The sequence below is a fragment of the Nitrososphaerota archaeon genome (assembly GCA_027887005.1).
Lineage (GTDB): Archaea > Thermoproteota > Nitrososphaeria > Nitrososphaerales > Gagatemarchaeaceae > UBA183.
Map to the genome: position 1 here is coordinate 159099 of JAPCJI010000002.1, position 20655 is coordinate 179753.

A 20655-nucleotide genomic window follows, 5' to 3' on the forward strand; every position below is an offset into this window, starting at 1 on the left:
GCGTCCTCGGCCTTTGAGAACTTGAAGTCTGATTCGCTAAAGATTTTCGGCACTGCGTCTGCTCCCTGGTTCTTCAGGAACTCTGACTCGGTCAAACCTGAGTTTCGACCTTGGCGGGAATATAAGACTGACCCCGCGATGACTCCCTTTCAATCGCGGACCGGATGAAGAACTCCCCAGCCCGGTAGCTGCTCCTTACCAGCGGGCCCGAGGCGACGTAGCTGAACCCGAGGCTCTCGCCCATGGCCCTGTAGCGCTCGAACTGGGAGGGCTTGACGTATTCGGCGACCTCGAGGTGGCGGCTGGAAGGACGGAGGTACTGCCCCACCGTCAGAAAATCTACCCCGGCCCTGCGAAGGTGCGACATGGCTAGGGCGACCTCCTCCTCTGACTCCCCGAGGCCCACCATGATCGAAGATTTCGTGTATGCGCCCGGGCTGAGCTTCTTGACGTTCCTGAGGACGGACAGGGACTGCCAGTAGTTTGCCCGGGGATCCCTGGCCTTTGAGGTCAGCGACAGGGTGGTCTCGATGTTGTGGGCGATGACGTTGGGCCGGGCTTCAACCACAGTCCGCAGGGCGTCCAGGTCTCCCTGGAAATCGGGGATGAGGACCTCCACGAGCATGCCAGGAGTCTTTTCCTTGACGAGCCTGATCGTGCGGGCGAAGTGCGAGGCGCCTCCGTCCGGGAGGTCGTCTCTGTCCACGGACGTCAGGACGACGTAGGTGAGGCCCATCTGCGAAAGCGCGAAGGCCACGTTCTCCGGCTCGAGCTGGTCGAGCGCCCCGGCCGGCTTGCCCGGGGTGACCATGCAGAACCTGCAGGCCCTGGAGCAGACGTCCCCCATCAGCATCAGGGTCGCCGTGCCGCCCCCCCAGCACTCGTGCACGTTCGGGCAGTGGGCCTCCTCGCAGACCGTGTGCAGGTTAAGGTTCCGGAAGAGGTTCTTGAGCTCGGCGTAGTTCTCCCCCCCGGAAGGCCTGACCGTCAGCCACTCCGGCTTCTGTTCTGCTAGCATTTTCAGCTGCCGACTAGCACTTTCAGCCTGTCAAAACTCTTTACTGAAAGAGTGCCGTCGCAGGCGGAGCACCCCTCCACCTGGAAGCCGGGCTCGAGGTCCCCGTGCAGTCCGCACATCATGTGGTTGAACCTGATGTAGTCCAGGACGTCCGTCATGGACCGAAGCGCCTCCCTCTGGTCGGGTGCCTTCGCGGAGAGGACCTGGGCTATCCTGTCCGCCGCCTTCGCTACCGTCGGGTCAGTCTCGAGGTTGACCATCATCCCCCTTGTCTTCCGGGCGTAGTTGCTGACCGAGGCTTGGGTCACACCCATGGCGTTCGCCACCTGCTGCTGGGTCATGTGGTGGTCCTTCTGCAGTCGTCTGGCGACCATCGCCCTGAGAGCGGGCAGGGCCGACTTCGAGACGATTTCGTAAGGGCTAATCATGACTTTATTACGTATGTTATATTCAATTATTTAAGGGTAGCAGGTGGTCATGGAGATTGGTTTCAGCCGACCCGTCCGGCTGAATGTCAATACGACCGCAAGCTTATTGGAGGAGAAACAGGCGTGCATTTCTTCTGGGTTTGCAATTCATAGTTAGGCTTGGGCTGTTTCCGTGCGGTGAGGGAAGTTGAGCGAGCAGAACGTCTTCGAGTTGTTCTCACCGCCTCTGGTCGCGGCCCTGAAGGAGAGGGGGTTCGATACTCCCACCGACCCCCAGATGAAGCTGGTGCCCCTCGTCAGGGCCGGGAAGAACGCCCTGTTGATGGCCCCGACTGGGACCGGGAAGACCGAGGCGGCGCTGCTTCCGATCCTGGACTCGATGCTCAGGGAGGGGGACGACAGGGACAAGGGGACGAAGCTGCTCTACATCACCCCTCTGCGGGCGCTGAACAGGGACATGCTTGAGCGGATGCAGTGGTGGTGCAAGCGCTTCGACATAAGGCTGGGAGTGAGGCACGGGGACAGCACTCAGGCGGAGAGGACGAACCTCAGCTTCGCGCCCCCGGAGATCCTGATCACAACCCCGGAGACCCTGCAGATACTTCTGGTGGGAAGGAGGATCCGCCAGAACCTTGCGAAGCTCAGGTGGGTAGTGGTGGACGAGGTCCACGAACTCGCCGAGGACAAGCGAGGGAGTCAGCTGAGCGTCGGCCTCGAAAGGCTGCGGGACGTGGCTGAGAACGAGTTCCAGATGGTCGGGCTTTCCGCCACGGTGGGCTCCCCCGAGAGGGTCGCGCGGTTCCTCGTCGGGGAGGGGAGGGAGTGCGAGGTGGTGAGGGTGCCTGTGGAGAAGAGCCTGGCTCTGAAGGTCGTTTCGCCCAGGGCGACCGGGGAGGACAAGATACTGGCGGAGTCCATCTATTCCTTCCCCGAGGTGATGGCGAGGCTTAGGACCATAAGAGAGATCGTCGAGAAGTACAGGTCTGTCCTGATATTCACCAACACCCGGACTGAGGCGGAGGCTCTCGCCAGCAGGTTCAGGGTCTGGGACCCTGAATTCAAGATCGGCATTCATCACAGCTCCCTGTCCAAGGCGACGAGGGAGGCGGTGGAGCGGGGTCTGAAGGACGGCAAACTCCTCGGAGTCATCTGCACGAGCAGCCTGGAGCTGGGCATTGACATCGGGTTCCTGGAGTACGTGGTCCAGTACAACTCCCCCAGGCAGGTCACGAGGCTAATCCAGAGGGTGGGAAGGAGCGGTCACAAGGTCGGGGAGGTCTCCAACGGGGTCGTGATCACACAGGATTCGGACGACACTCTGGAGGCGGCGGTCCTCTGCAGGAAGTCGGTGGGAGGGGAGCTGGAGCCCCTTGAGCCTGTCATGGAGCCCTACGACGTTGCCGTCCATCAGGTGGCCGGGCTGCTCATAGAGCAGGGGAACTGGAACTTCTCCGACATCGAGGCCCTGCTCAGGCGGAGCTATGTTTACTCAAGGATGGAGGGGCAGAAGCTGAAGAAGGTCCTGACATACATGAGGGAGAGATACCCGCGGCTCGCCTACTACAGCGAGTCTGACGGCAAGGTCTTTCGGGCGAGGGACGTCCAGCCACTCTTCAAGTACTATTTCGACAACCTTTCGATGATACCCGACGAGAGGCAGTACCTCGTCATCGAGGGGGACAACTTCGTCGGCACCCTGGACGAGGCTTTCGTCTCGGAGTACGGCGAGGTGGGGGTGAAGTTCGTCGAGGCCGGACGGTGCTGGAAGATAGAGCAGATCTACGGGAACAAGGTGTACGTGAAGTCCGAGGAAGACCCGACCGGGGCGGTCCCCAATTGGGTGGGGGACGAGATTCCTGTCCCCAGGGAGGTGGCGGCCGAGGTCGGGATGATACGGAGGAGGTACGCCGAGGAGATCGAGAAGGGGAAGGGAGGCGAGTATGTGGACGAGCTCTGCATGACCTACCCGGTCGCGAAAGAGGCGATGGTCGAGGCCCTGAAGGAGGTGGCCGAGCAGCAGGGAGCGGGGCTTCCAATCCCGTCGGAGAGGCTGGTGACGGTCGAGAGGTGGGACAGGTATGTGGTGATTCAGGCTGCCTTCGGGCACAAGGTGAACAGGCTTCTGGCGAGGGTGCTCGGATACATGATTTCGGAGAGGATGGGCCAGTCGGTGGCCGTCCACCAGGACCCCTACAGGATGGTGATCGAGGCTGACGTTGCCCCGTCGATGGTCCTCTCGGTCCTGGACGAGCTGTACGGGCTCGACCTGAAGGCGACCACTGAAAAGGCGGTCGAGAGGAGCGGGATCTTCAAGCGGAGGCTCATACATGCCGGGAAGAAGTGCGGGGCCATTGCCAAGGACGCTGAGTACGCCAGCGTTTCCATAGCCGGGCTGATCGAGTCCCTGAGAGACACGCCTGTCTACGAGGAGGCCATGAGCATGATCTTCCACGACGACCTGGACGTGGCGAGCTCGGCGGACGTGCTGGAGAAGATCCATGCCGGAGCGGTGGAGGTGAAGGTGATCGAGTCTGAGGGGCTTTCGCCCATCGCCAGGATCGGGGTGGAGGAGATCAGCAGGCGGGGAGAGATAGTCTCCCCCGAAAGGCTGAGGGCTCTGCTCAAGCAGTCCACGAGGGCGAGGGTCAACGACACCTTCCTGGTGGCCGTCTGCACCCGCTGCTGGAACTTCCTGGAGCTGAGGAGGGTGGAGGACCTCGACGGGCTGGTGAAGTGCCCAGTCTGCGAGAAGGACCAGATAGGGCTCTCGACTGACTCATACGAAAACGTGTTCTCCCTGGCGATGAAGGCGAGGAGCAGGGCCGACATGCGTGGGAAGAAGCTCCGGGTGGTCGAGAGTCTGAAGAAGTCGGCCGAACTGAGGCGGGAGTACGGCCACGCGGCAGACATGCTGATCGCGGGGAGGGGCATCAGGCTCACGGACGCGGCTGCGCTGGCGTCCAAGATGAGGAAGGAAGGAAAGGACCTTGTGGAGCTGATCATCGACGGCGAGAGAGAGGCGCTCAGGCGGCGCTACTTCTTCGGGGCTTCCTGAGCCCTGGCGAGTATCATGGTCATCAGCGTCTTCTCGTCGACCTCAGCTCTGGTCCGCCAGCCGACGTGGAGCATGGCCCTGTCGTCCTGCTCCAGGTACCCCCTCTTGACATACCTGTCCAGGGAGTACTCGACCCTCCACTTCGGGAACTTCTCTCGGAGGAAGTGCTCCACCTCTCTCCTGGCTGCCCTCCCCTGCTTGGAATTCACGAAGGCTATGGTGCTTGCGAGGACTGCGAGGTCGTCGATCCTGATCCCTGACGTCTCGGCTTCGCTGACGGTAGGAGGCTCCCGGAACCGCAGGAGGAAGCGGGAGGAGTCCTCGGTCCCGTCCACGCCCTTGACTTCGAAGACCTCGAGGCCGAGCGCCGCGACGTCCTCGCCGAGGACCTCGACTATCTTCCGGTAGTCCCTTCCAAGATAGCGCTTCATCTCCCATCCCTTGACCCCGGGGTTCCTTCCCCTTTGGAGGATGAGAACCTGGAAGGCCTTCCTCACCTTCCTCTCCAGGAGTGCCCTGTCTGTTGATTCCATCAGGGCTCACCAACTATCGAAATGGCGACCGACTTCGTCGGCCCCTTCGCCTTCTCCGTGAGGGCGGTCGTCCAGATCCTGCCGGTCAGCGGCTCGGTCTTGAGGGAAGCCCTCCCCTCGCTGATCAGGAACGCGAGGAGGTAGCCCTTGAGCACCTGGGCCTCGAAGGTCTCTGACTGGATGAACTCCCTGTAGTCGACCCACTCGCCGTTTGACTTTTCGAGGAGTTCGTCGTGGAGGTCCTTGAGGTTCTGCTCGAACTGGTCCTTGGTGAAGACCCCCAGCGAGATGAGCTCCTCGTAGCCCACCGAGCCCGGCCTGGTCCCGTAGCTCCCGAACTCGTCCTTGAAGCGCTCGGCCATGGGGGAGAGGTCCCGCCAGTAGATGAAGGCCCTCTCGAGCCCCTTCGGGGAGAGCTGGTCGACCTGCGCGACCGGATGCCAGCTCCTGATGAAGGCCTCCGAGAGGGCTTCCTTGGCTAGGAGCTTGACCTTCAGCTGGATGAGCAGGGGGTCGATGTAGAGGGAGGAGGCCCTGTGCTTGAGCCATTCGTCCTGGAGCTTCACTATCTGGGCGAGCTCGAGCAGGGCTTCGGAGTCGACGAGCAGCTCGTCGAGGAACTTCCACTCGGGGAGGCGCTCCTTGAGCACCCGGATCTTTTCTTTGATGTCGACGTCGAAGGGGTCGGCGGAGCTGGACTCGACGGAGCGGCAGAGCTCTATCACCCGCATGAGGTCCTCGAGCTTGTCCCTGTCCACGCTACTTGAGCTCCTTGACTTCGGACGCGCCGTGGACCGCCTGGACGGCGATCACGTGGGCGCTCCTGTCGAAGACAGTGAGGATCGACGGGGTGATGACCAGGTACTGGGAGGCTTCCCTCTGCTTCATCTGGGACAGGATCATCTTGAACATCGCTTCGCGGTTCCTCGGGTCCATGTGTATGTCGAACTCGTCCATGGCCCTGAGGGGTGAGACTATCCTGGCCTGGAGGGAGAGGATGAAGGCCATGAGGGCCACCGATCGTTCGCCCCCGCTCTGGGTGAAGGGGTCGAGGGTCGTGGGGGAGCCGCCCCGGAACCCGACGTAGAGCTGGATGCCTGCGTCCTCGATGTCCGCGCCCTCCTCGAACTTGATGAAACCGCTGGCGTCCGCGGCGGCGAGGACGGCCTGGTAGGGGGGGTCGACCGACTCGACTAGGCTGTCCATGGCCCGCCTCCAGACGTCCTTCCGGGTTTCGAGCTCGCCCAGCATCGCCTTCTTGTTTTCCTGCAGCTGGGCGAGCTTGACCTTGAGCTCGTCGATGTTGCCGGAGTAGTCGTTGTAGATCTTCTCTGCGTCGTCGGGGACGTCCTGCATCTTCTGGATGTGGGCGGAGACAAGCTTGAGCTCCTCTGAGACCTCGTAGGGCTGGCGGAGGGTCTCGACCCTGGCGCCTGCCTTCTCCAGGTCGGGGGCCAGCTTCTCGAGCTCGCCCTTGTATTCGCGGGCGCTGCGTTCGAGGTCGCGGAGGTCGGACTCGGTGACCTTGATCCTGTAGGACAGGACTTCGGACTTCACCCGGAAGGAGATGTAGCTCTCCATGGTCCGCTTGACAAGCTCCTCGGTCCGGCTGATCTCCGGCTGCAGGATGGAGACCTCCCTTTCGAGGTCAACCTTCCTCCGCTTCGCGTCCTCTTCGGCCGACGCGCCCTTGCCGGAAATGTAGTCTACGACCTCCTTGATACGCTTCGTGCTCTTCTCGGGGCCCTTCGCAAGGAGCTCGTCGACAGTGACTGAGAGGCCGGCCAGGTCCTCCTTGATGCTCCTGTAGGCGTTCTCAGCAGACTCGTCCTTGGCCTTGTCGGATTCGGCCCTGACAAGCGCGAAGTACAGCTTCCTCAGGTCCACCTGCTTGTCCAGGAGGGTCTGGTGGGTCTGGTCGGCGTCCGCCGCCACCTCCGCCTGCTGGGACTTCAGGTCTTCGAGGGCCCTCGTCTTTGCCATGATCTTCTCCTGGGCCGATTGAAGGGATTTGCTCAGCTTCGCCTCGGTGCTCCAAAGGAGCTCGCGGGCCAGCAGTTCGCGGTGCTCGATGAGCCTCCGCTTTTCCTGGTACCTGTCGTAGACCTGCTTCCAATACTCGAGGGCCTGGTTTGCGTTGTCGATGAGCTGGAGAAGGGAGCTCTCCTCTCCGATGAGCCCGCCCAGCTCCTGTTCTGCCAGGAGGATCCTCTGCCTGAACTCCGCGAAGCCGACTGCCTCTTCGACCATCCTCAGACGCTCCTGAGGGGTCACCGCGCCCAGCTCCTCGATCATTCCCTGGTGCATTATGATGAGAAGGTTGTCCGGGTTGATCCCGAACTCGCTGAGGAGTCTGACGACTTCGCTCTTGTCTATCTCCTTGTAGTCTGCCTCGAACCAGTAGGAGCCGTCCCGCTTCAGATACCTGCTGAGCATGAACGTGTCTGATTTGGAGTAGGGGATGGGGCGTCTGCCCTTCTTGACCGAGTTGTCGAAGATCAGGGAAACCCTCGCAATGTCCTTCCCCCGGCGGATCAGGTCCGAGAGCTTCCTCGAGCGCTCGGTGTACGCCTGGCCGAAGGCCACGGAGATCGCGAGCAGGACCGAGGACTTGCCCGCGCCGTTGGGCCCGACGATGAGGTTGAGGCCCTCCCGGAGGGGGATTCTTGCGTATTCGTAGCTCATGAAGTTCTCCAGGATGATCTCTTTGATCGTAGTCTGGGGGAGGGTCGCCTCTTTGGAGACTTCCTCGGTTCGCCTTGACAAGATTCTTACCCGCGCAGGCCTGTCCAGGATTTAGACCTTGCGCGGATTTGGATTACTTTCGGAGTTCCCTCCCCCGAAATCCCTTAAATGAACGGTGGAGGTTTCATGTCTGTTGGTCCCTGAAAGTTCATTCGAAGGACTTGCTCCTCAGGTCAGGGGGCTCCTGGAGGAGGCGGGGATCAGTGAGCCGACGGCTCCCCAGGTCAAGGCATGGCCACTCGTTTCACGCGGCGAGGACGTTCTGATCATAGCGCCGACGGGCTCGGGGAAGACCGAAGCCGCCATCCTGCCTCTGCTCAGCAGGCTCGTGGAGAGGGGACATGGGGAAGGGATTTCGCTGCTGTACATCACCCCCATGCGTGCCCTGAACAGGGACATGCTCAAGCGACTCCAGATCTGGTGCGGCAGGCTTGGGCTCACGGTCGACATCAGGCACGGCGACACCCCGCAGGCTCAGAGGACGAAGCAGTCGTCCCACCCCCCAGACGTCCTGGTGACCACCCCGGAGACCCTGCAGGCGATACTCCCAGGGAGCAGGATGAGACAGAACCTTTCGCACCTGAAGGCCGTGGTGGTCGACGAGCTGCACAACCTGGTGGAGAGCAAGAGGGGGGTTCAGCTGTCGGTGGGGTTACAGAGGCTGAGGAAGGTGGCTCCGAGGTACCAGCTGGTCGCGCTGTCGGCGACCGTCGGGACTCCGGACGTCGCGGCAGAGTTCATCTTCGGCGGGGGCAAGCGGACGATAGTCAGGGCGGAGACACCGAAGGAGTTCTCGTACGCGATCGAATATCCGGTCCCCGACCCGGCGGACCAGTCGGCTGCGAAGAAGACCTACGCAGCACCCGACTTGGCGGCAAGGCTGTCGAGGATCAACAGCCTGATCGAGGAGCACAACTCGACCCTGATCTTCGTGAACAGCAGGACCGTGGCGGAGATGCTGGGGGAGAAGCTTGCTAGGCTGAGGAAGGACGTGGGAGTTCACCACGGTTCGCTGCCGAGGGAAGAGAGGGAGAGGGTCGAAGGGGCGTTCAAGTCGGGACAGTTGAAGGCGCTGGTCTGCACGAGCACCCTGGAGCTCGGGATCGACATCGGTTCGGTCGACCTGGTCGTCCAGTACATGTCCCCGAGGCAGGTCACTTCCCTGGTTCAGCGGGTGGGGAGGAGCGGGCACAGGCTCGGGAGGGTCTCCAAGGGAGTCCTGGTCACGGTGTCCGCGGACGACATCATGGAGTCGGCGTCGAGCATCATCTCTGCGGCGAAGGGGAGGATCGAGCCGACCAGGCCCTACGCGAATTCTCTGGACGTGCTCGCCCACCAGGTCGCGGGGTACTTGATGGACTTCGAGTCCATGGACGGGGACCTTCTGCTGAAGGAAATCAGGAAGGCAGCTCCGTTCCGGGGGCTGAGCGACGAGAGCTTCAGGAGGACGGTCGGGTATCTTTCGGAGCTGGGGAAGCTAAGGTTCGACGGCAAGACTCTTTCCAGGACGAGGATGACCAGGGACTACTACTTCGAGAACCTTTCGATGATCCCCGACGAGACCAGGTATCTGGTGGTGGACCTGTCGACCAACGAGACGGTGGGCATCCTCGGGGAAGAGTTCGTTCTGCTCAAGGCGAAGGTGGGAGTCCATTTCATCTGCAAGGGTAAGATCTGGCAGATCGAGCAGGTCGCGGAAGACAGGAAGATCTACGTCACTCCGGTGGAGGACCCGCTGGCGGCCCTGGCCACCTGGGACGGAGAGATGCTCCCCATTCCTTTCGACCTCGCCATGGAGACGGGCAGGCTCAGACGCTCGATTTCGGAGGCGCTGGACGTCGGGGAGAAGGCTGTGGAGGAGGCTGTCGGGGAGATACCCGGGGAGGCTGCCGCGAGGGCTCTGGTGGTGGACGAGATCGCGGAGCACAAGAAGATGGGAGCGCCCGTGCCGTCCGACAGGCTGATTCTCTTCGAGGGGTTCGGAAAATATCTGATCGCACATCTGTGCTTCGGAGAGTCGGTCAACAGGACCTTCGCCTACGTCTTCGAGGAGATACTTTCCAGGAGAGGGTTGGTCAGAGTCTGGTGGCTGGATGGCTACAGGTTGCTGCTGGAGCTCACCGCCGACACCGAGGACCTCGACCTCAGGGCCCTGTCCAAGGAGCTGATGGGAATCAGCCCCGAGGAGCTCGAGAGGACCTACGCCGTGGCGGCCCAGCGCAACTTCCCATTCCCGGCCCGGGTCAAGTACGTGGCCGAGAGGTTCGGCGCCCTGAAGAGAGGGAAGCTTATCGCCCATCCCAACCTTTGCTCCCTTCCGACCCGGTTCGAGAGGACGCCTGTTTTCGAGGAGGCTCTTCAGGAGACGGCCAGGGACCTCATAGACATGGAGCATGGGAAGGAGATCCTGACGCTCGTCGCCGACGGAGGGATATCCGTGGAGACGTTTCTGGCAGGGGACAGGCCGACCCCCATAGCCTACAGCCTCCTCTACAGGTACCTTGAGGTGCCGGAGGCGGTCGCCCCCGATTCGCTCGGCAGGTCATCCTACCAGAGGATGAAGGCGAGCATATTCGGGACCGACGTGAGCCTGCTCTGCATGAAATGCGGGACCGACCAGGGTCAGACCAGCGTCGGGGAGCTGCCGGAGGACCCGAAGTGCACCTCGTGCGGATCGGGCCTTCTGGTCCCCTGCTACTGGGGGACGGGGAAGGTCGCCGACATTCTCGAGAGGAGGGCGGGGAAGGCTTCGCTCAACGAAGAGGAGAAGGCCGAGCTTTCGAAGGCGAGGAGAGCTGCGGACCTTGTGCTCTCCTATGGGAAGAAGGCCGTGGTCGCCCAGACTGTCTACGGGATAGGGCCCCAGACCGCCTCGAGGATACTCGCCGAGATGCAGGACGACGAAGAGGCGTTTTACCGTGACCTGCTCGAGGCGAAGATACGATTCGTTACGACGAGACCGTTCTGGTCTAACTGAAAGTCCATTAACGGGGGAGCTCGGGGCAGGTTCGGTTTGGTTCTAGCGGGAAAGGTCTTCGTGGTGAGGGAGAACTTCGACATGGACGTGCTGGCGGAGAAGCTGAAGGCTTTCAGGGTGGAGACCGAGAGCACTGTCGAGGACCAAGAGTTCAAGCTGGTTTCTGAGATCAGGGACCTTTCGGCCGGGAAGGGGACCCTGGACGGGACGTTCTCCTTCGACTCGGTGTTCGTCGTGAGGCACAGGGGGAAGCCCGTTCCAGTGCCGAGGACCTACGAGGCGCCGTTCTCGTTCTATCTCTTCAAGGACAGGCTCTTCCTGACTGTCTACGACAAGAAGAACAGGGCGAACAACATCGCCAACGAGATAAGCAAGGCGGTGTTCATGAGCCTCGGCCAGGTGGTGGAGGCTAGGATCGACCCGGAGACGCTGAGGAAGTTCCATGAGAAGAATTTTGACGAGACGAAAATTGTGTTCTTCGACGAAGTGGACATACCGAACATCAACAAGCTGTCACTCTACGGGGATGCTTTGGGGAACACGTCGCTCTACTCCGACTACCTAACTCATGGGAAGCTCTGGTACATCGTGCTGAAGAGCTCCAAGACCGGGTATGTGCTTGGCGTGACGAGGAACTGCGTCGTGACCGGGTTCAGCAAGATGGAGATTTCAGAGTTCGCCTCCTTCATCAAGGGAGAGATACTCCCGCTGATAGCGTGACTTGCTCAGGATAGTTCCCGGGGATGCGGCCCTTGTCTTTTCCAACAGCGGCGAGAGCACTCTCCTGATCTCCGACCTTCACCTTGGCCTGGAGAAGGAACTGGCGAAGAAAGGCTTCAGCCTGCCTTCTTATTCGGTGAAGATGGTTGGGAGGATAAGGGACCTCGCCGAGAAGTATGGGGCGAAGAGGCTGGCGGTCCTTGGGGACGTCAAGCACACGGTGGGGAAGGTGGAGGACATCGACTGGGGGATGGTCCCGTTCTTCTTCGACACCATGCTCGACTTATTCGAATCGGTGGAGGTGGTGCCTGGGAACCACGATGGTAGCCTCAAGATCGTGCTGCCGCCCCGGGTCAAGCTACAGCCTTCCCGGGGGACGGTGCTCGGCTCGGGAAGGGGGCGAGTCGGAGTCGCCCACGGGCATGCTTGGCCGTCGGAGGAGGCGATCGCATGCAAGAACCTAGTTATCGGCCATTCCCATTTCACCTACGAGATGAGGGACAGGTTCGGGGCCAGGACGCGGGAGTCCGTCTGGGTCTCCGCGAGCTACGACGTGGCCCAGCTCATGGAAGGGGCGGGGTACAAGTCCAAGGCGAAAGGGAAAGGCAAGCTGATCGTGATGCCACCGTTCAACAGGATGGTCGGGGGGCAGCCCATCAACAGGAGCAGGTCTTTCCAGTTCGGACCGGTGCTCTCATCAAGGTCGGTGAGCCTAGAGGAATCGGACATCTTCCTTCTGGACGGGACGAGAGTTACCTAGGGTCACTGGATGCCAGGGGAGTCGCCGTCCACCGCGCCCTTGAGGAGGCGCTCGAGCGAAGGCTCTCCCACGGCCCCGATTATCGCGTCCATGGGCTGGCCTCCCTTGAATATCATGAAGGTAGGGATAGAGAAGACCTGATAGCGCGAGGAGATGTTGATCTGTTGATCGACATTGACCTTTCCGAAGATTACCCTTCCCGAGTATCTGGCGGCCAACTTTTCCACTACTGGGTCCATCACCATGCAGGGTCCGCACCAGGTCGCCCAGAAATCTACGAAGAGGGGCTTCGGACCTGAGCTGAGTTTGTCGAAGTTCGCTTCGGTCAGCTCGACTGTCAGGCTTCCGTGCTCGGTTCCAGTGGGCATCATCGAATTGGGACTTCGGGACTGCGATGCATATTTAAGATTGCGAGGGTTGCTGCGGTTTCTTCCCAGATGGCAGACGTTTTCTCGGCGATTCTGAAGAAGCTCGACACTCAGGAGCCCCCTTCGGGACAGATGCGACAGGCGGCCGTCTCCATGATGCTGAAGGACATGGAGGCCCCGAGCGTCCTACTGATCAAGAGGGCGGACCGCGAGGGAGACCCCTGGTCGGGGCAGGTGGCCTTCCCTGGAGGGAAGGCCCAGGAGGGCGACGCGACGCTTAGGGAGACTGCGATCCGGGAGACGAACGAAGAAGTGGGCATCGATCTGGGGACTAGGGCCGAGTTCCTCGGGTACTTCAGCACGTTCAGGACGCACACTGGAACCATGGACGTCGTCCCAGCTGCGTTCCTCATGAAGGACGAAGTCGAAGTCAGGACGAACGACGAAGTGGCCTCCTACAGGTGGGTCAAGCTCGAGCGCCTCCTCTCAGGCGAGGCGAAGTCCGCCTACAGGCTGGAGTTCGGCGGCCAGGTAAGGGAGATGCCGGCGCTGCTGGTTGACGACTACGTCGTCTGGGGCCTCACCCACCTGATAATCTCCACACTTCTCGAATAGATACATGCGCGATTGACGGATCGAGTGGAATCCTAATTGATGTCCAGGCTTTCCCCGGATGCCTTCCTCATCCTGTTCACCTCGCTCAGCTCGAAGGGGAAGACTACCCACTTATCCACGACCTCGAGGTAGTAGTCGGGCTCGGTCTTGCTCCAGGGTTTCTTGAATAGGACAGCGGTCTCGAGAAGCCTGGGACCCTGGGCGGAAAGATGGCGTTTGAGCACGCTCATAGTGTCCCCCTGGTCGACGAGGTCGTCCACGAGGAGAACGCTATTTTCTTTCACAGGCTGAGTCAGCGTCGACAGGATTTTCGGAAGTCCCCTCTCGCCGATTCCGCTGTAAGATTTCACGTTGATGAAGTCGATCCTGACGTCGAGATGGTCAGAAACCACCATTGCGACAGGGATGCCTCCACGGGCGATGCCCACCACGACGTCGTATTTCTTTCCCGCAGCGCGCACCTTCTCGGCGAGCGCCTCCGCGAGATTGCCGTACTCCGCCCAGCTGATGTACCTAAACTCGGGCATCGAGGGCGGCGTCCAGTCAAGTCTACATAACTTTTCAGATTATTCTTTGCAGCAGGATGTAGAGTGGGCCGGCCAGGATTCGAACCTGGGACCTTCGCCGTGTAAGGGCTTGATGGGCAAGGCCTGACATCCTAACCGGGCTAGACAACCGGCCCCAAATCGCGCGCGACTCGGACATCTATTAAGGATTGGAGCGAACTCGACTCGTCGAATGGCGACTAGCTACGAAAGAGGGCGACGAATTGGATTTAACAGCCGAAAGCAGGCCACGAGGCGATAGCTGTGGCAAAGGATTCAGTCAAGATACTCGCCATTCGCGCACGAGAGATTCTAGACTCGCGGGGAAATCCTACTGTTGAAGCCGAGGTGATGACCGAGTTGTCGGTTGGGAAGGCGAGTGTGCCGTCCGGGGCATCCAAGGGCAAGCACGAGGCCGTGGAACTGCGGGACGGAGATTCCGAGAGGTTCGGCGGAAAGGGCGTTCTGAAGGCTGTGGAGAATGTGAATCGCACAATCGGCCCGAAACTGAAGGGATCGGACTGCGCTGACCAGAGGAAGATAGACAGCTCCATGCGCAGATTGGACGGATCCCCGAACAAGGCTAGGCTTGGGGCGAATGCGATCCTGTCTGTTTCTATGGCCTCGGCGAGAGCGGCTGCGAGTTCACACCTGCTGGGACTCTTCGAGGAGCTGAGGAAGTCAAGCGCATACACCCTGCCCGTGCCGATGATGAACGTTATCAACGGTGGCGAACACGCTGGAAACGAGCTTGCAATCCAGGAGTTTCTGATCGAGCCTGTAGGGGCAGGGTCCTGCGGGGAAGCCGTGAGGATGGGAGATGAAGTCTACCACGCACTCAAGCAGGTTCTCATCGAGGAACACGGCCGAGCCGCGACAAACGTGGGAGATGAGGGAGGTTTCGCCCCGCCGTTCGCCAGGACGAGAGACGCTTTGGTCTCCATCCGGAAGGCCATCAAACGGGCGGGATACGGAGAAAGCGACGTCAGGCTGGGAATCGACGCCGCTGCCTCGACCTTCTATCGTCAGAAGGATGAGACGTACACTATGGATGGGAATAGGTTGACTCCGCAGCGCCTCGAGGACTACTACACATCGCTCCGGGACGAGTACGGACTCCTCACCATAGAAGACCCGTTCGCGGAAGATTCATTCGAGTCCTTAGCTGCGATCACCAGAAGACTCGGACGGAAGACAAAGATCATCGGGGACGACGTGTACGTGACAAACGTTTCGAGGATGAAGAAGGGAATCAGGATGTCAGCGACGAATGCGGTGTTGATCAAGCTCAACCAGATAGGGACGGTCTCAGAGACCGAAGACGCGGTGCGCCTGGCGAGGAAGGCGAAGTGGACCGTGGTGGTATCCCACAGGTCGGGGGAGACGGACGACCCCTTCATCGCCCACCTTGCGACAGCGTTTGGGGCCGAGTTCATCAAGACCGGAGCCCCGGCCAGAGGAGAGAGGGTTGCGAAGTACAACGAACTCCTAAGAATTGAGGAGCAACTGGGGGCGAAGGCCAAGTACTCCGGAAAGCAGTTCAGCTAGAGGAGTGCGCAGGGGGTGGGATTCGAACCCACGAGTCCCGTGAGAGACACAGGCTTAGCAAGCTCGCGCCGAATCGTCTGCGCCTTACCAGGCTACCCGAAGGTGTCTCTAGGCTACCCCTGCTCGAGTTCGGAGCCGACCTGTGGCCGTTAAAAAGCAAGTGGCGGCGGGTCCCTCGGAGTTCACCATCACTCCTCGCCCCCGTCTCGTCAGACGGGGAATCCCCCACGTAGACGAGGCAGCGTGGTCACGTCACCCTAGGGCTGCTCCCTCCCGGACCTCGCCCGATTCGGCAATCAAGAGTCAGGACCTCTCCTTCGAGAGGACTGCTCCTCATGACCGCCCACCTCGGCGTGAGTTCGTCTCCCCCGCCAGTCGCGGGTTGCGGGGAAGGTGGCTTTACCCGAAGGTTACTGGCGCCGCATGAAGCCGGTTTCGGCCAAGCGGGGACGGCTATCCCCCGGTCCCTACCCACCGCCAACCCTGTCAGGTCTGGCCCACATATTTAACGTGCTGTTTGACTTCGGACTTCATCCGGCATACGTTACACAGGCCACTCGAGGAGGGCCTCCCGCAGTCGGAGCAGGGGACCGATTTCTTGTCCGACTTGCCGGCGTAACGCGAGATCACGTCAAGGCTGGAACTCAGGAGGACGTTCTTCACCCCAGGATGGTTCGCCTCCATCTGGTTGAGGTAGTCGCGGACCTCGCTCCTCAGGCCCTCGTGCATATAGGGGCAGCTCACGCTCTGGAAGGGGACCCCGGATTGGAAGGCGAAGAGGGCGACCTCCTCCTCGCAAATCTCCATGAACGGCTTCACTCGGCGCATGGGGAAGCTCTCGTCGACATAGGCGGGGTGGAGCCAGCCCAGGCGGGCGACGTCGCCGTGGAACAGGTTCATCATGAACGTCTGGATGTAGTCGTCAAGGTTGTGGGCCGTTGCTACCACCGAGACTCGGGCCCTCTCCGCGGCCTCGTCTATGGCCCTGCGCCTGAAGACTCCGCAGAAGCTGCACGAAGATACTTCGCGTTCTTCCTTCCAGTCCAAGGCCTCGTCCAGGGAGAACCCGAAGAGCTCCTTGTAGGAGACGGTGAGGTGCTCGACTCCCAGCCTGTCCGTGAGCGACTTCGCGTGCTCCAACGCCTCATCACGGTAGCCGGCGACCCCTTCGTCGACGGATATGGCGACCAGTTCGTTCCCGTGGAGGAGGCCGTGGAGCACCTCGAGGAGGGAAAGGCTGTCCTTGCCCCCCGAGACCGCGACGCCCACCCTCTCTCCATGGGCGATCATTCCGTACTTTGACATCGTCTTCCGAGTCTTCTCGACGATTGATTCCTTGAAGCAGGTGGCGCAGAGGGACTCGCCTGAATATCGCCTGGTGTAGAAGACCTTCCCCCCGCACCGTGAGCATCCGGCCATGGTTGTGCCGTCGGCCTTCGCGTCTCTATAAAGCGTGAACGCTTAAAGCGCCAGCGGATTCCGCGGGTCAAGAATGTCTTCGGAGGACTTCAAGAGGGTCGAGGTCTCGAGATACGGCATCGTCCTCCTGAGAACGAGGAGGTTCAAAGGCCTGATGGACAGGCTGGGCAGGAACAAGATTGCAAAGCCCGTAGGATGGGTATTGCTGTATCTGATGCCAATTGCCGCAGCCTTTGGGTTCTTCATCTTCATCTCGAATTTCCTTGTACTCTTTTCTCCCGTCGCTCACCAAGCGGCCGGAGTCGTCCGGGGGATCAGTCCGCTGGCCTATCTGGGGCTCCCAGGGATCAATCCGTACATCCCGTTCCTGTACGGCTGGATAGCACTCGTCTTCGGAATGATCGTGCACGAGGGTGCCCACGGGGTAGTCTCGCGGAGCCTTGGGCTCCCTGTCAAGGCGTCAGGCCTGCTCTTCTTCCTCTTCGTACCGATTGGTGCCTTCGTCGATATCGATGAAACAGCCCTGAAGGCTGCGCGAGCTAGAGACTCGGGAAGAGTGCTCGCTGCAGGGGCGGGAGTGAACTTCGTTGCCGGGATTGTGTTTCTTCTCCTCCTTTCGAACACTGTTTCGACGATGAGTCCTGCGGCCAACGGGCTGGCCATAACGGGTGTGGGCTCCCCTTCCCCCGCGGCTACTGCGGGGATCCATCCTGGTGACTTCATACTCTCCGTCAACGGCGTTCACCTTAACGACACGTCGCAAATCGTGAACTCCAATTGGTACAAACAGAATCAGACGATCACGATGACAGTCTGGAGGTCAGGAGAGGTGCGGACGGTTGGCCTGACGGTAGGGAGGAACCCGGCCAACGCGTCTCTTCCATATCTGGGCATCAACTCCATCGGCTACTCGGAGCTCCGCGGAATAGCCTCGAGATACTCGAACTCCTTCCTGACTCGTCCTGTGATCTACATCTGCATACCTGCCTTCCCATGCGCCGCATCGATCATCCCTTTTTCTGACACGCTGGCGCCCCTCTACACTTCGCCATACGGGGGGGCCCTGGTACCACTCGCCTCCCTTCTCTACTGGCTCTTCTTCCTGAACTTCAACCTGGCGATATTCAACGCGCTGCCGATATACCCCTTGGACGGCGGCCAGGCGTTCCGCATAGGGCTGGGCGCGTTGGGCCGTGGAAAGCTTAGCGAGAAGACACTGTCCAATCTGTCTACGGTCGCCACGTTGGTCGTCTTTGCGCTCATCGTGACTTTTCCGCTGTCAGCCTACCTGGGCCTCATCTGAGAAGAAGGCTCGTTAAATAGCAAGATCCAATCACGAAAGGATGCCCGCCATCCAGCCTCCTGCGCAGACGGGAGACCTGATTCAGCAGCTTGCGCAGCAGTTCACCTCGATCATGACGAGCGCCCTGACCACGATAGACTCGACGGTCGTCGACCTGGCGCGGTTGGCCTATGTGACGGTCCTGATGGTGGGGATCCTCCTCTACTTCACGCACGTCGAAAGGAGGCTCGGGAAGGACCTGATCAAGGGAGGGGTCGCCCTGGCCATCATGTCGGAGTTCGTATTCCCGGTGATCACGAAGTTCTGAGACCGTACCTCAGCAGTGCGACGATGCCTCCGAAGGAGGAGACCTGCTTCCCGAACTCCATCGAGGAGTCAGCGAGGTAGACCTTCCCACCGCTCTCCTCCACAGAGTTGAGCACTCCCACCAGGGTCTCCTCGTCCACGCCGGTGGAGAAGACGTTGTCTGATACCGCGCACGAATCGACCGCGCCGGCGTCCGCCGCTTCCTTTACCCGGGGGAGGGTGTAGGCGACCTTGGGGTCTGAGGAGGAGATCCTCCTGACCGCTTCGACCACGAGCTGCTGCATCTCCACGACCAGGGACCCCCTCGCAATCTTCTGGAAACCCGGGTCCTTCACCAGCGCCCGGACGCCGTCGGCCCCGGTCAGGTCCGGGCCTTCGACGGTCTGGACAGGATAGGACCTCAGCCTCTCCCGAAGCTGATTGGCGACCGCGCTTTTGAAGTTCCCGGGACCTGCGATGACTACGTCGTCACCCTCCTTCACCGACTGGGAGACCAGTTCGACCACCTTCGCCATGTAGGGCTTAGAGCTCTGCTCGTCGGACATTTTTCCCCCAAGGCCCGATTCCAGCGAGGCGATTATCGAAAGGTGGGAGCCGCTCAGGGCCCCGACCCCAGCCTCGCGCCTGTCCACGGCGACGATGATGAATCTCTTGGAAAGTTGTGAGGGTGGGCGGACAAGGCCGACGTCGACCTGGCTCCATCGCTCCTTGCGGACGGTCACGGTGTGGCCGGGGGAGAGAGTGATTGCGTGCGAGCCGACCTTGGTGACGCTATCGTCGCTCGCCTCCACGATGGTGCCCTTGAGCCTGAGCCTTTCGATGCTGCTGTCGAGGTGCACCTCCTGGACCAGGAGGGCGATCGTGACCCTGACCCTTTCTCCTTTGTCTGGACGCGAGAACTCGTCCTCGTTCTTTACGACCCGGGAACTGCGCGTGACTACGACGTCCCCCTTCGAGATGAGTCTTCGCAGGGTCCAGAGGTCCTCGGCGGATTCGATTATGAGAGAGCAGCGGCCGTGCTTTGGGTTGAATTCTGTGACTATCAATGGCCCGAGCTACTCTAGCCCGAGGTCCCTGAATGTCCCGATCCTCACGTCCTCGGGGATGTTGCTCAGCTCGCCGGTCCTGTGCCCGATGATGCCCTTGACGCCGACCTTGGTGGCGGATTCGACCAGCCTTTGAGTGACTATGCCGTCGAAGACCAGGAACTGGGCGCCGTTTGAGCTCTCCATCTTCTGGACGAGTTCGCTGATCGGGAATCGTCCGACTTCCTGCAGGCCCTTGTCGAGAAGGACGGCCTCCAGGGTCCCGTTCAGGCTTGGGTAGAGCTCGCGGGTCTTGAGGACGACGGGCTCCTCAGGCTCCTCCGGGGCCGCCGGCTCAGGTGCTCGTTCGGCGGGCCTTTCCCTGCGGGACGGCGCAGAGGGCGTCTCCGCCTTCCCCGCCTTCAGCATGTTGATGACATCGATCGGCGTCAGGTCTTCGACCTCCTTTCCTGGGGGGGCCCTGAGGACCTTCTCGACCCTGACGACCTGGCCGAGCTCCTTCTCTATGAGATCGCCTCCACGGTCGCCGTCGAGGACCGCGATGAGCCTCTTCTTCTTGCCTAGTTCGATTATTGAATCGGGCACGCTTGTCCCCTCGAGCGCGACAACGTTCTCAATCCCTGCCCTGAGGAAGAGGACGACGTCAGCCCTTCCTTCCACCAGGTAGACCAGCTCTGATGAGTAGATGCCCGGACCGGCTGGCAGATTCTCGAGGCCGTAGTTGATCACCCGGGCCCGCTTCGTGGACTCGGTCACGTCCTTCAGGACGTTCTCGCCCTCGCTCGACGTCTTCGAACTCCATTCCCTTACGATAAGCTTGGCACGGTCGACTATCTGCTTCCTCTTGGTAGCCCTAACGTCCTCGATGGCGTCCATGGTAAAACGCGCGCTGCAGGGGCCCACCTTGTCGACGCTTTCGACCGCGGCCGCGATCAGGGCGGCTGTGCCCACGTCCGTCGACATCGGGACTATGACTTCGCCGCGAGTTTTGTCGTTCTTCGACTCGAGGTTGATCTCTATCCTGCCGACCTTCCAGCTCTTCTGGAGTTCGTTGAGGTTCATTTCGGGCCCGAAAAGACCCTCGGTTTGGCCGAAGATTGCGCCGATTACGTCAGCGCGCTCGACGACGCCGTCTACCTCAAACCTCAGTCGTACTAAATACTTGACTATACCTGAATCTGGCAATTGCTTTCTTACCTCTTTCGTTCATTCGTGTTTCAACTCGGCTTAACGTGTTAAGCGTAAGTCGATTTATCGCAAAAATCCGCG

General features: G+C 60.7%; 18 protein-coding genes, 2 tRNA genes and 1 other RNA gene. 8 read left to right on the plus strand and 13 right to left on the minus strand.

The annotated features are described in order from the left end of the window. Positions 1-91: 91 nt before the first annotated feature. Both lipA and OK438_02935 read right to left on the minus strand, forming a co-directional pair. A complete protein-coding gene (lipA, locus tag OK438_02930; protein MDA4124392.1) occupies positions 92-1018 on the minus strand; it encodes a lipoyl synthase in 927 nt (308 codons plus the stop codon). Between the two features lie 2 nt (positions 1019-1020). Continuing rightward, positions 1021-1446, minus strand: coding sequence for a hypothetical protein (locus OK438_02935; GenBank protein MDA4124393.1), 426 nt, complete (start codon positions 1444-1446; stop codon positions 1021-1023). A 187-nt stretch (positions 1447-1633) separates the two neighbouring features. On the opposite strand from OK438_02935, the gene OK438_02940 reads away from it, so the two are divergent. Continuing rightward, on the plus strand, positions 1634-4501 hold the full coding sequence (locus OK438_02940; GenBank protein MDA4124394.1) for a DEAD/DEAH box helicase: 2868 nt from the start codon (positions 1634-1636) through the stop codon (positions 4499-4501). On the opposite strand, the gene OK438_02945 is transcribed toward OK438_02940, so the two are convergent. The 3 genes from OK438_02945 to OK438_02955 are packed head-to-tail and all read right to left on the minus strand — an operon-like array spanning position 4480 to position 7800. Beyond that, positions 4480-5034, minus strand: coding sequence for a hypothetical protein (locus OK438_02945; protein ID MDA4124395.1), 555 nt, complete (start codon positions 5032-5034; stop codon positions 4480-4482). The two genes, OK438_02940 and OK438_02945, sit on opposite strands and share 22 nt — an antisense overlap. Beyond that, positions 5034-5792, minus strand: coding sequence for a hypothetical protein (locus tag OK438_02950; GenBank protein ID MDA4124396.1), 759 nt, complete (start codon positions 5790-5792; stop codon positions 5034-5036). Before OK438_02950 ends, OK438_02945 begins: the two co-directional genes overlap by 1 nt. A 1-nt stretch (position 5793) precedes the next feature. Continuing rightward, positions 5794-7800 carry an AAA family ATPase gene (locus OK438_02955; protein MDA4124397.1) on the minus strand — a complete coding sequence of 669 codons (2007 nt, stop codon included), beginning with the start codon at positions 7798-7800 and terminating at the stop codon, positions 5794-5796. A gap of 112 nt (positions 7801-7912) precedes the next feature. On the opposite strand from OK438_02955, the gene OK438_02960 reads away from it, so the two are divergent. Genes OK438_02960 through OK438_02970 form a run of 3 tightly spaced genes read left to right on the plus strand, consistent with a single transcriptional unit; the run spans position 7913 to position 12236 of the window. Continuing rightward, positions 7913-10756: a DEAD/DEAH box helicase gene (locus OK438_02960; GenBank protein ID MDA4124398.1), complete on the plus strand. Its 2844-nt coding sequence runs from the start codon at positions 7913-7915 to the stop codon at positions 10754-10756. A gap of 36 nt (positions 10757-10792) precedes the next feature. Continuing rightward, positions 10793-11476, plus strand: coding sequence for a hypothetical protein (locus OK438_02965; GenBank protein ID MDA4124399.1), 684 nt, complete (start codon positions 10793-10795; stop codon positions 11474-11476). 1 nt (position 11477) lies between these two features. Continuing rightward, on the plus strand, positions 11478-12236 hold the full coding sequence (locus tag OK438_02970; protein ID MDA4124400.1) for a hypothetical protein: 759 nt from the start codon (positions 11478-11480) through the stop codon (positions 12234-12236). 2 nt (positions 12237-12238) lie between these two features. On the opposite strand, the gene trxA is transcribed toward OK438_02970, so the two are convergent. Then, a complete protein-coding gene (gene trxA, locus OK438_02975) occupies positions 12239-12607 on the minus strand; it encodes a thioredoxin (protein MDA4124401.1) in 369 nt (122 codons plus the stop codon). A 66-nt stretch (positions 12608-12673) separates the two neighbouring features. On the opposite strand from trxA, the gene OK438_02980 reads away from it, so the two are divergent. After that, a complete protein-coding gene (locus OK438_02980) occupies positions 12674-13219 on the plus strand; it encodes a CoA pyrophosphatase (GenBank protein MDA4124402.1) in 546 nt (181 codons plus the stop codon). A 32-nt stretch (positions 13220-13251) separates the two neighbouring features. On the opposite strand, the gene OK438_02985 is transcribed toward OK438_02980, so the two are convergent. Next, positions 13252-13746 (minus strand): phosphoribosyltransferase family protein, encoded by a 495-nt coding sequence (locus OK438_02985; protein MDA4124403.1) that lies wholly within the window; start codon positions 13744-13746, stop codon positions 13252-13254. A 64-nt stretch (positions 13747-13810) separates the two neighbouring features. Then, positions 13811-13901 (minus strand) — tRNA-Val (locus OK438_02990). Between the two features lie 121 nt (positions 13902-14022). Between OK438_02990 and eno the strand changes: the two genes are divergently transcribed. Then, positions 14023-15312 (plus strand): phosphopyruvate hydratase, encoded by a 1290-nt coding sequence (gene eno, locus OK438_02995; protein MDA4124404.1) that lies wholly within the window; start codon positions 14023-14025, stop codon positions 15310-15312. A 7-nt stretch (positions 15313-15319) separates the two neighbouring features. Here the strand turns inward: eno and OK438_03000 are convergent. The 3 genes from OK438_03000 to OK438_03010 all read right to left on the minus strand — a co-directional run bounded on the left by OK438_03000 (position 15320) and on the right by OK438_03010 (position 16731). Beyond that, a tRNA-Ser gene (locus OK438_03000) sits at positions 15320-15435 on the minus strand. Positions 15436-15476: 41 nt separating this feature from the next. Continuing rightward, positions 15477-15789, minus strand: an RNA gene (gene ffs, locus OK438_03005) — signal recognition particle sRNA. Positions 15790-15798: 9 nt separating this feature from the next. Then, entirely contained in the window at positions 15799-16731 is a 933-nt protein-coding gene (locus OK438_03010) for a TIGR00269 family protein (protein MDA4124405.1), read from the minus strand. A 73-nt stretch (positions 16732-16804) separates the two neighbouring features. Between OK438_03010 and OK438_03015 the strand changes: the two genes are divergently transcribed. Continuing rightward, positions 16805-18034 carry a site-2 protease family protein gene (locus OK438_03015; GenBank protein MDA4124406.1) on the plus strand — a complete coding sequence of 410 codons (1230 nt, stop codon included), beginning with the start codon at positions 16805-16807 and terminating at the stop codon, positions 18032-18034. Positions 18035-18074: 40 nt separating this feature from the next. Next, entirely contained in the window at positions 18075-18341 is a 267-nt protein-coding gene (locus tag OK438_03020) for a hypothetical protein (protein MDA4124407.1), read from the plus strand. Here OK438_03020 and OK438_03025 read toward each other — a convergent pair. Both OK438_03025 and dnaG read right to left on the minus strand, forming a co-directional pair. Beyond that, positions 18328-19386, minus strand: a complete 1059-nt coding sequence (locus OK438_03025) for a hypothetical protein (GenBank protein MDA4124408.1) — start codon at positions 19384-19386, stop codon at positions 18328-18330. The two genes, OK438_03020 and OK438_03025, sit on opposite strands and share 14 nt — an antisense overlap. Positions 19387-19395: 9 nt before the next feature. Further along, on the minus strand, positions 19396-20571 hold the full coding sequence (gene dnaG, locus OK438_03030; protein ID MDA4124409.1) for a DNA primase DnaG: 1176 nt from the start codon (positions 20569-20571) through the stop codon (positions 19396-19398). Positions 20572-20655: the final 84 nt, after the last annotated feature.

Coding starts and splice junctions, on each gene's coding strand:
- OK438_02945 (MDA4124395.1), bottom strand. CDS start 5,034: ATGGAATCAACAGACAGGGCACTCCTGGAGAGGAAGGTGAGGAAGGCC.
- OK438_03010 (MDA4124405.1), bottom strand. CDS start 16,731: ATGGCCGGATGCTCACGGTGCGGGGGGAAGGTCTTCTACACCAGGCGA.
- OK438_03015 (MDA4124406.1), top strand. CDS start 16,805: ATGTCTTCGGAGGACTTCAAGAGGGTCGAGGTCTCGAGATACGGCATC.
- OK438_02935 (MDA4124393.1), bottom strand. CDS start 1,446: ATGATTAGCCCTTACGAAATCGTCTCGAAGTCGGCCCTGCCCGCTCTC.
- OK438_02980 (MDA4124402.1), top strand. CDS start 12,674: ATGGCAGACGTTTTCTCGGCGATTCTGAAGAAGCTCGACACTCAGGAG.
- OK438_02985 (MDA4124403.1), bottom strand. CDS start 13,746: ATGCCCGAGTTTAGGTACATCAGCTGGGCGGAGTACGGCAATCTCGCG.
- OK438_03020 (MDA4124407.1), top strand. CDS start 18,075: ATGCCCGCCATCCAGCCTCCTGCGCAGACGGGAGACCTGATTCAGCAG.
- trxA (MDA4124401.1), bottom strand. CDS start 12,607: ATGATGCCCACTGGAACCGAGCACGGAAGCCTGACAGTCGAGCTGACC.
- lipA (MDA4124392.1), bottom strand. CDS start 1,018: ATGCTAGCAGAACAGAAGCCGGAGTGGCTGACGGTCAGGCCTTCCGGG.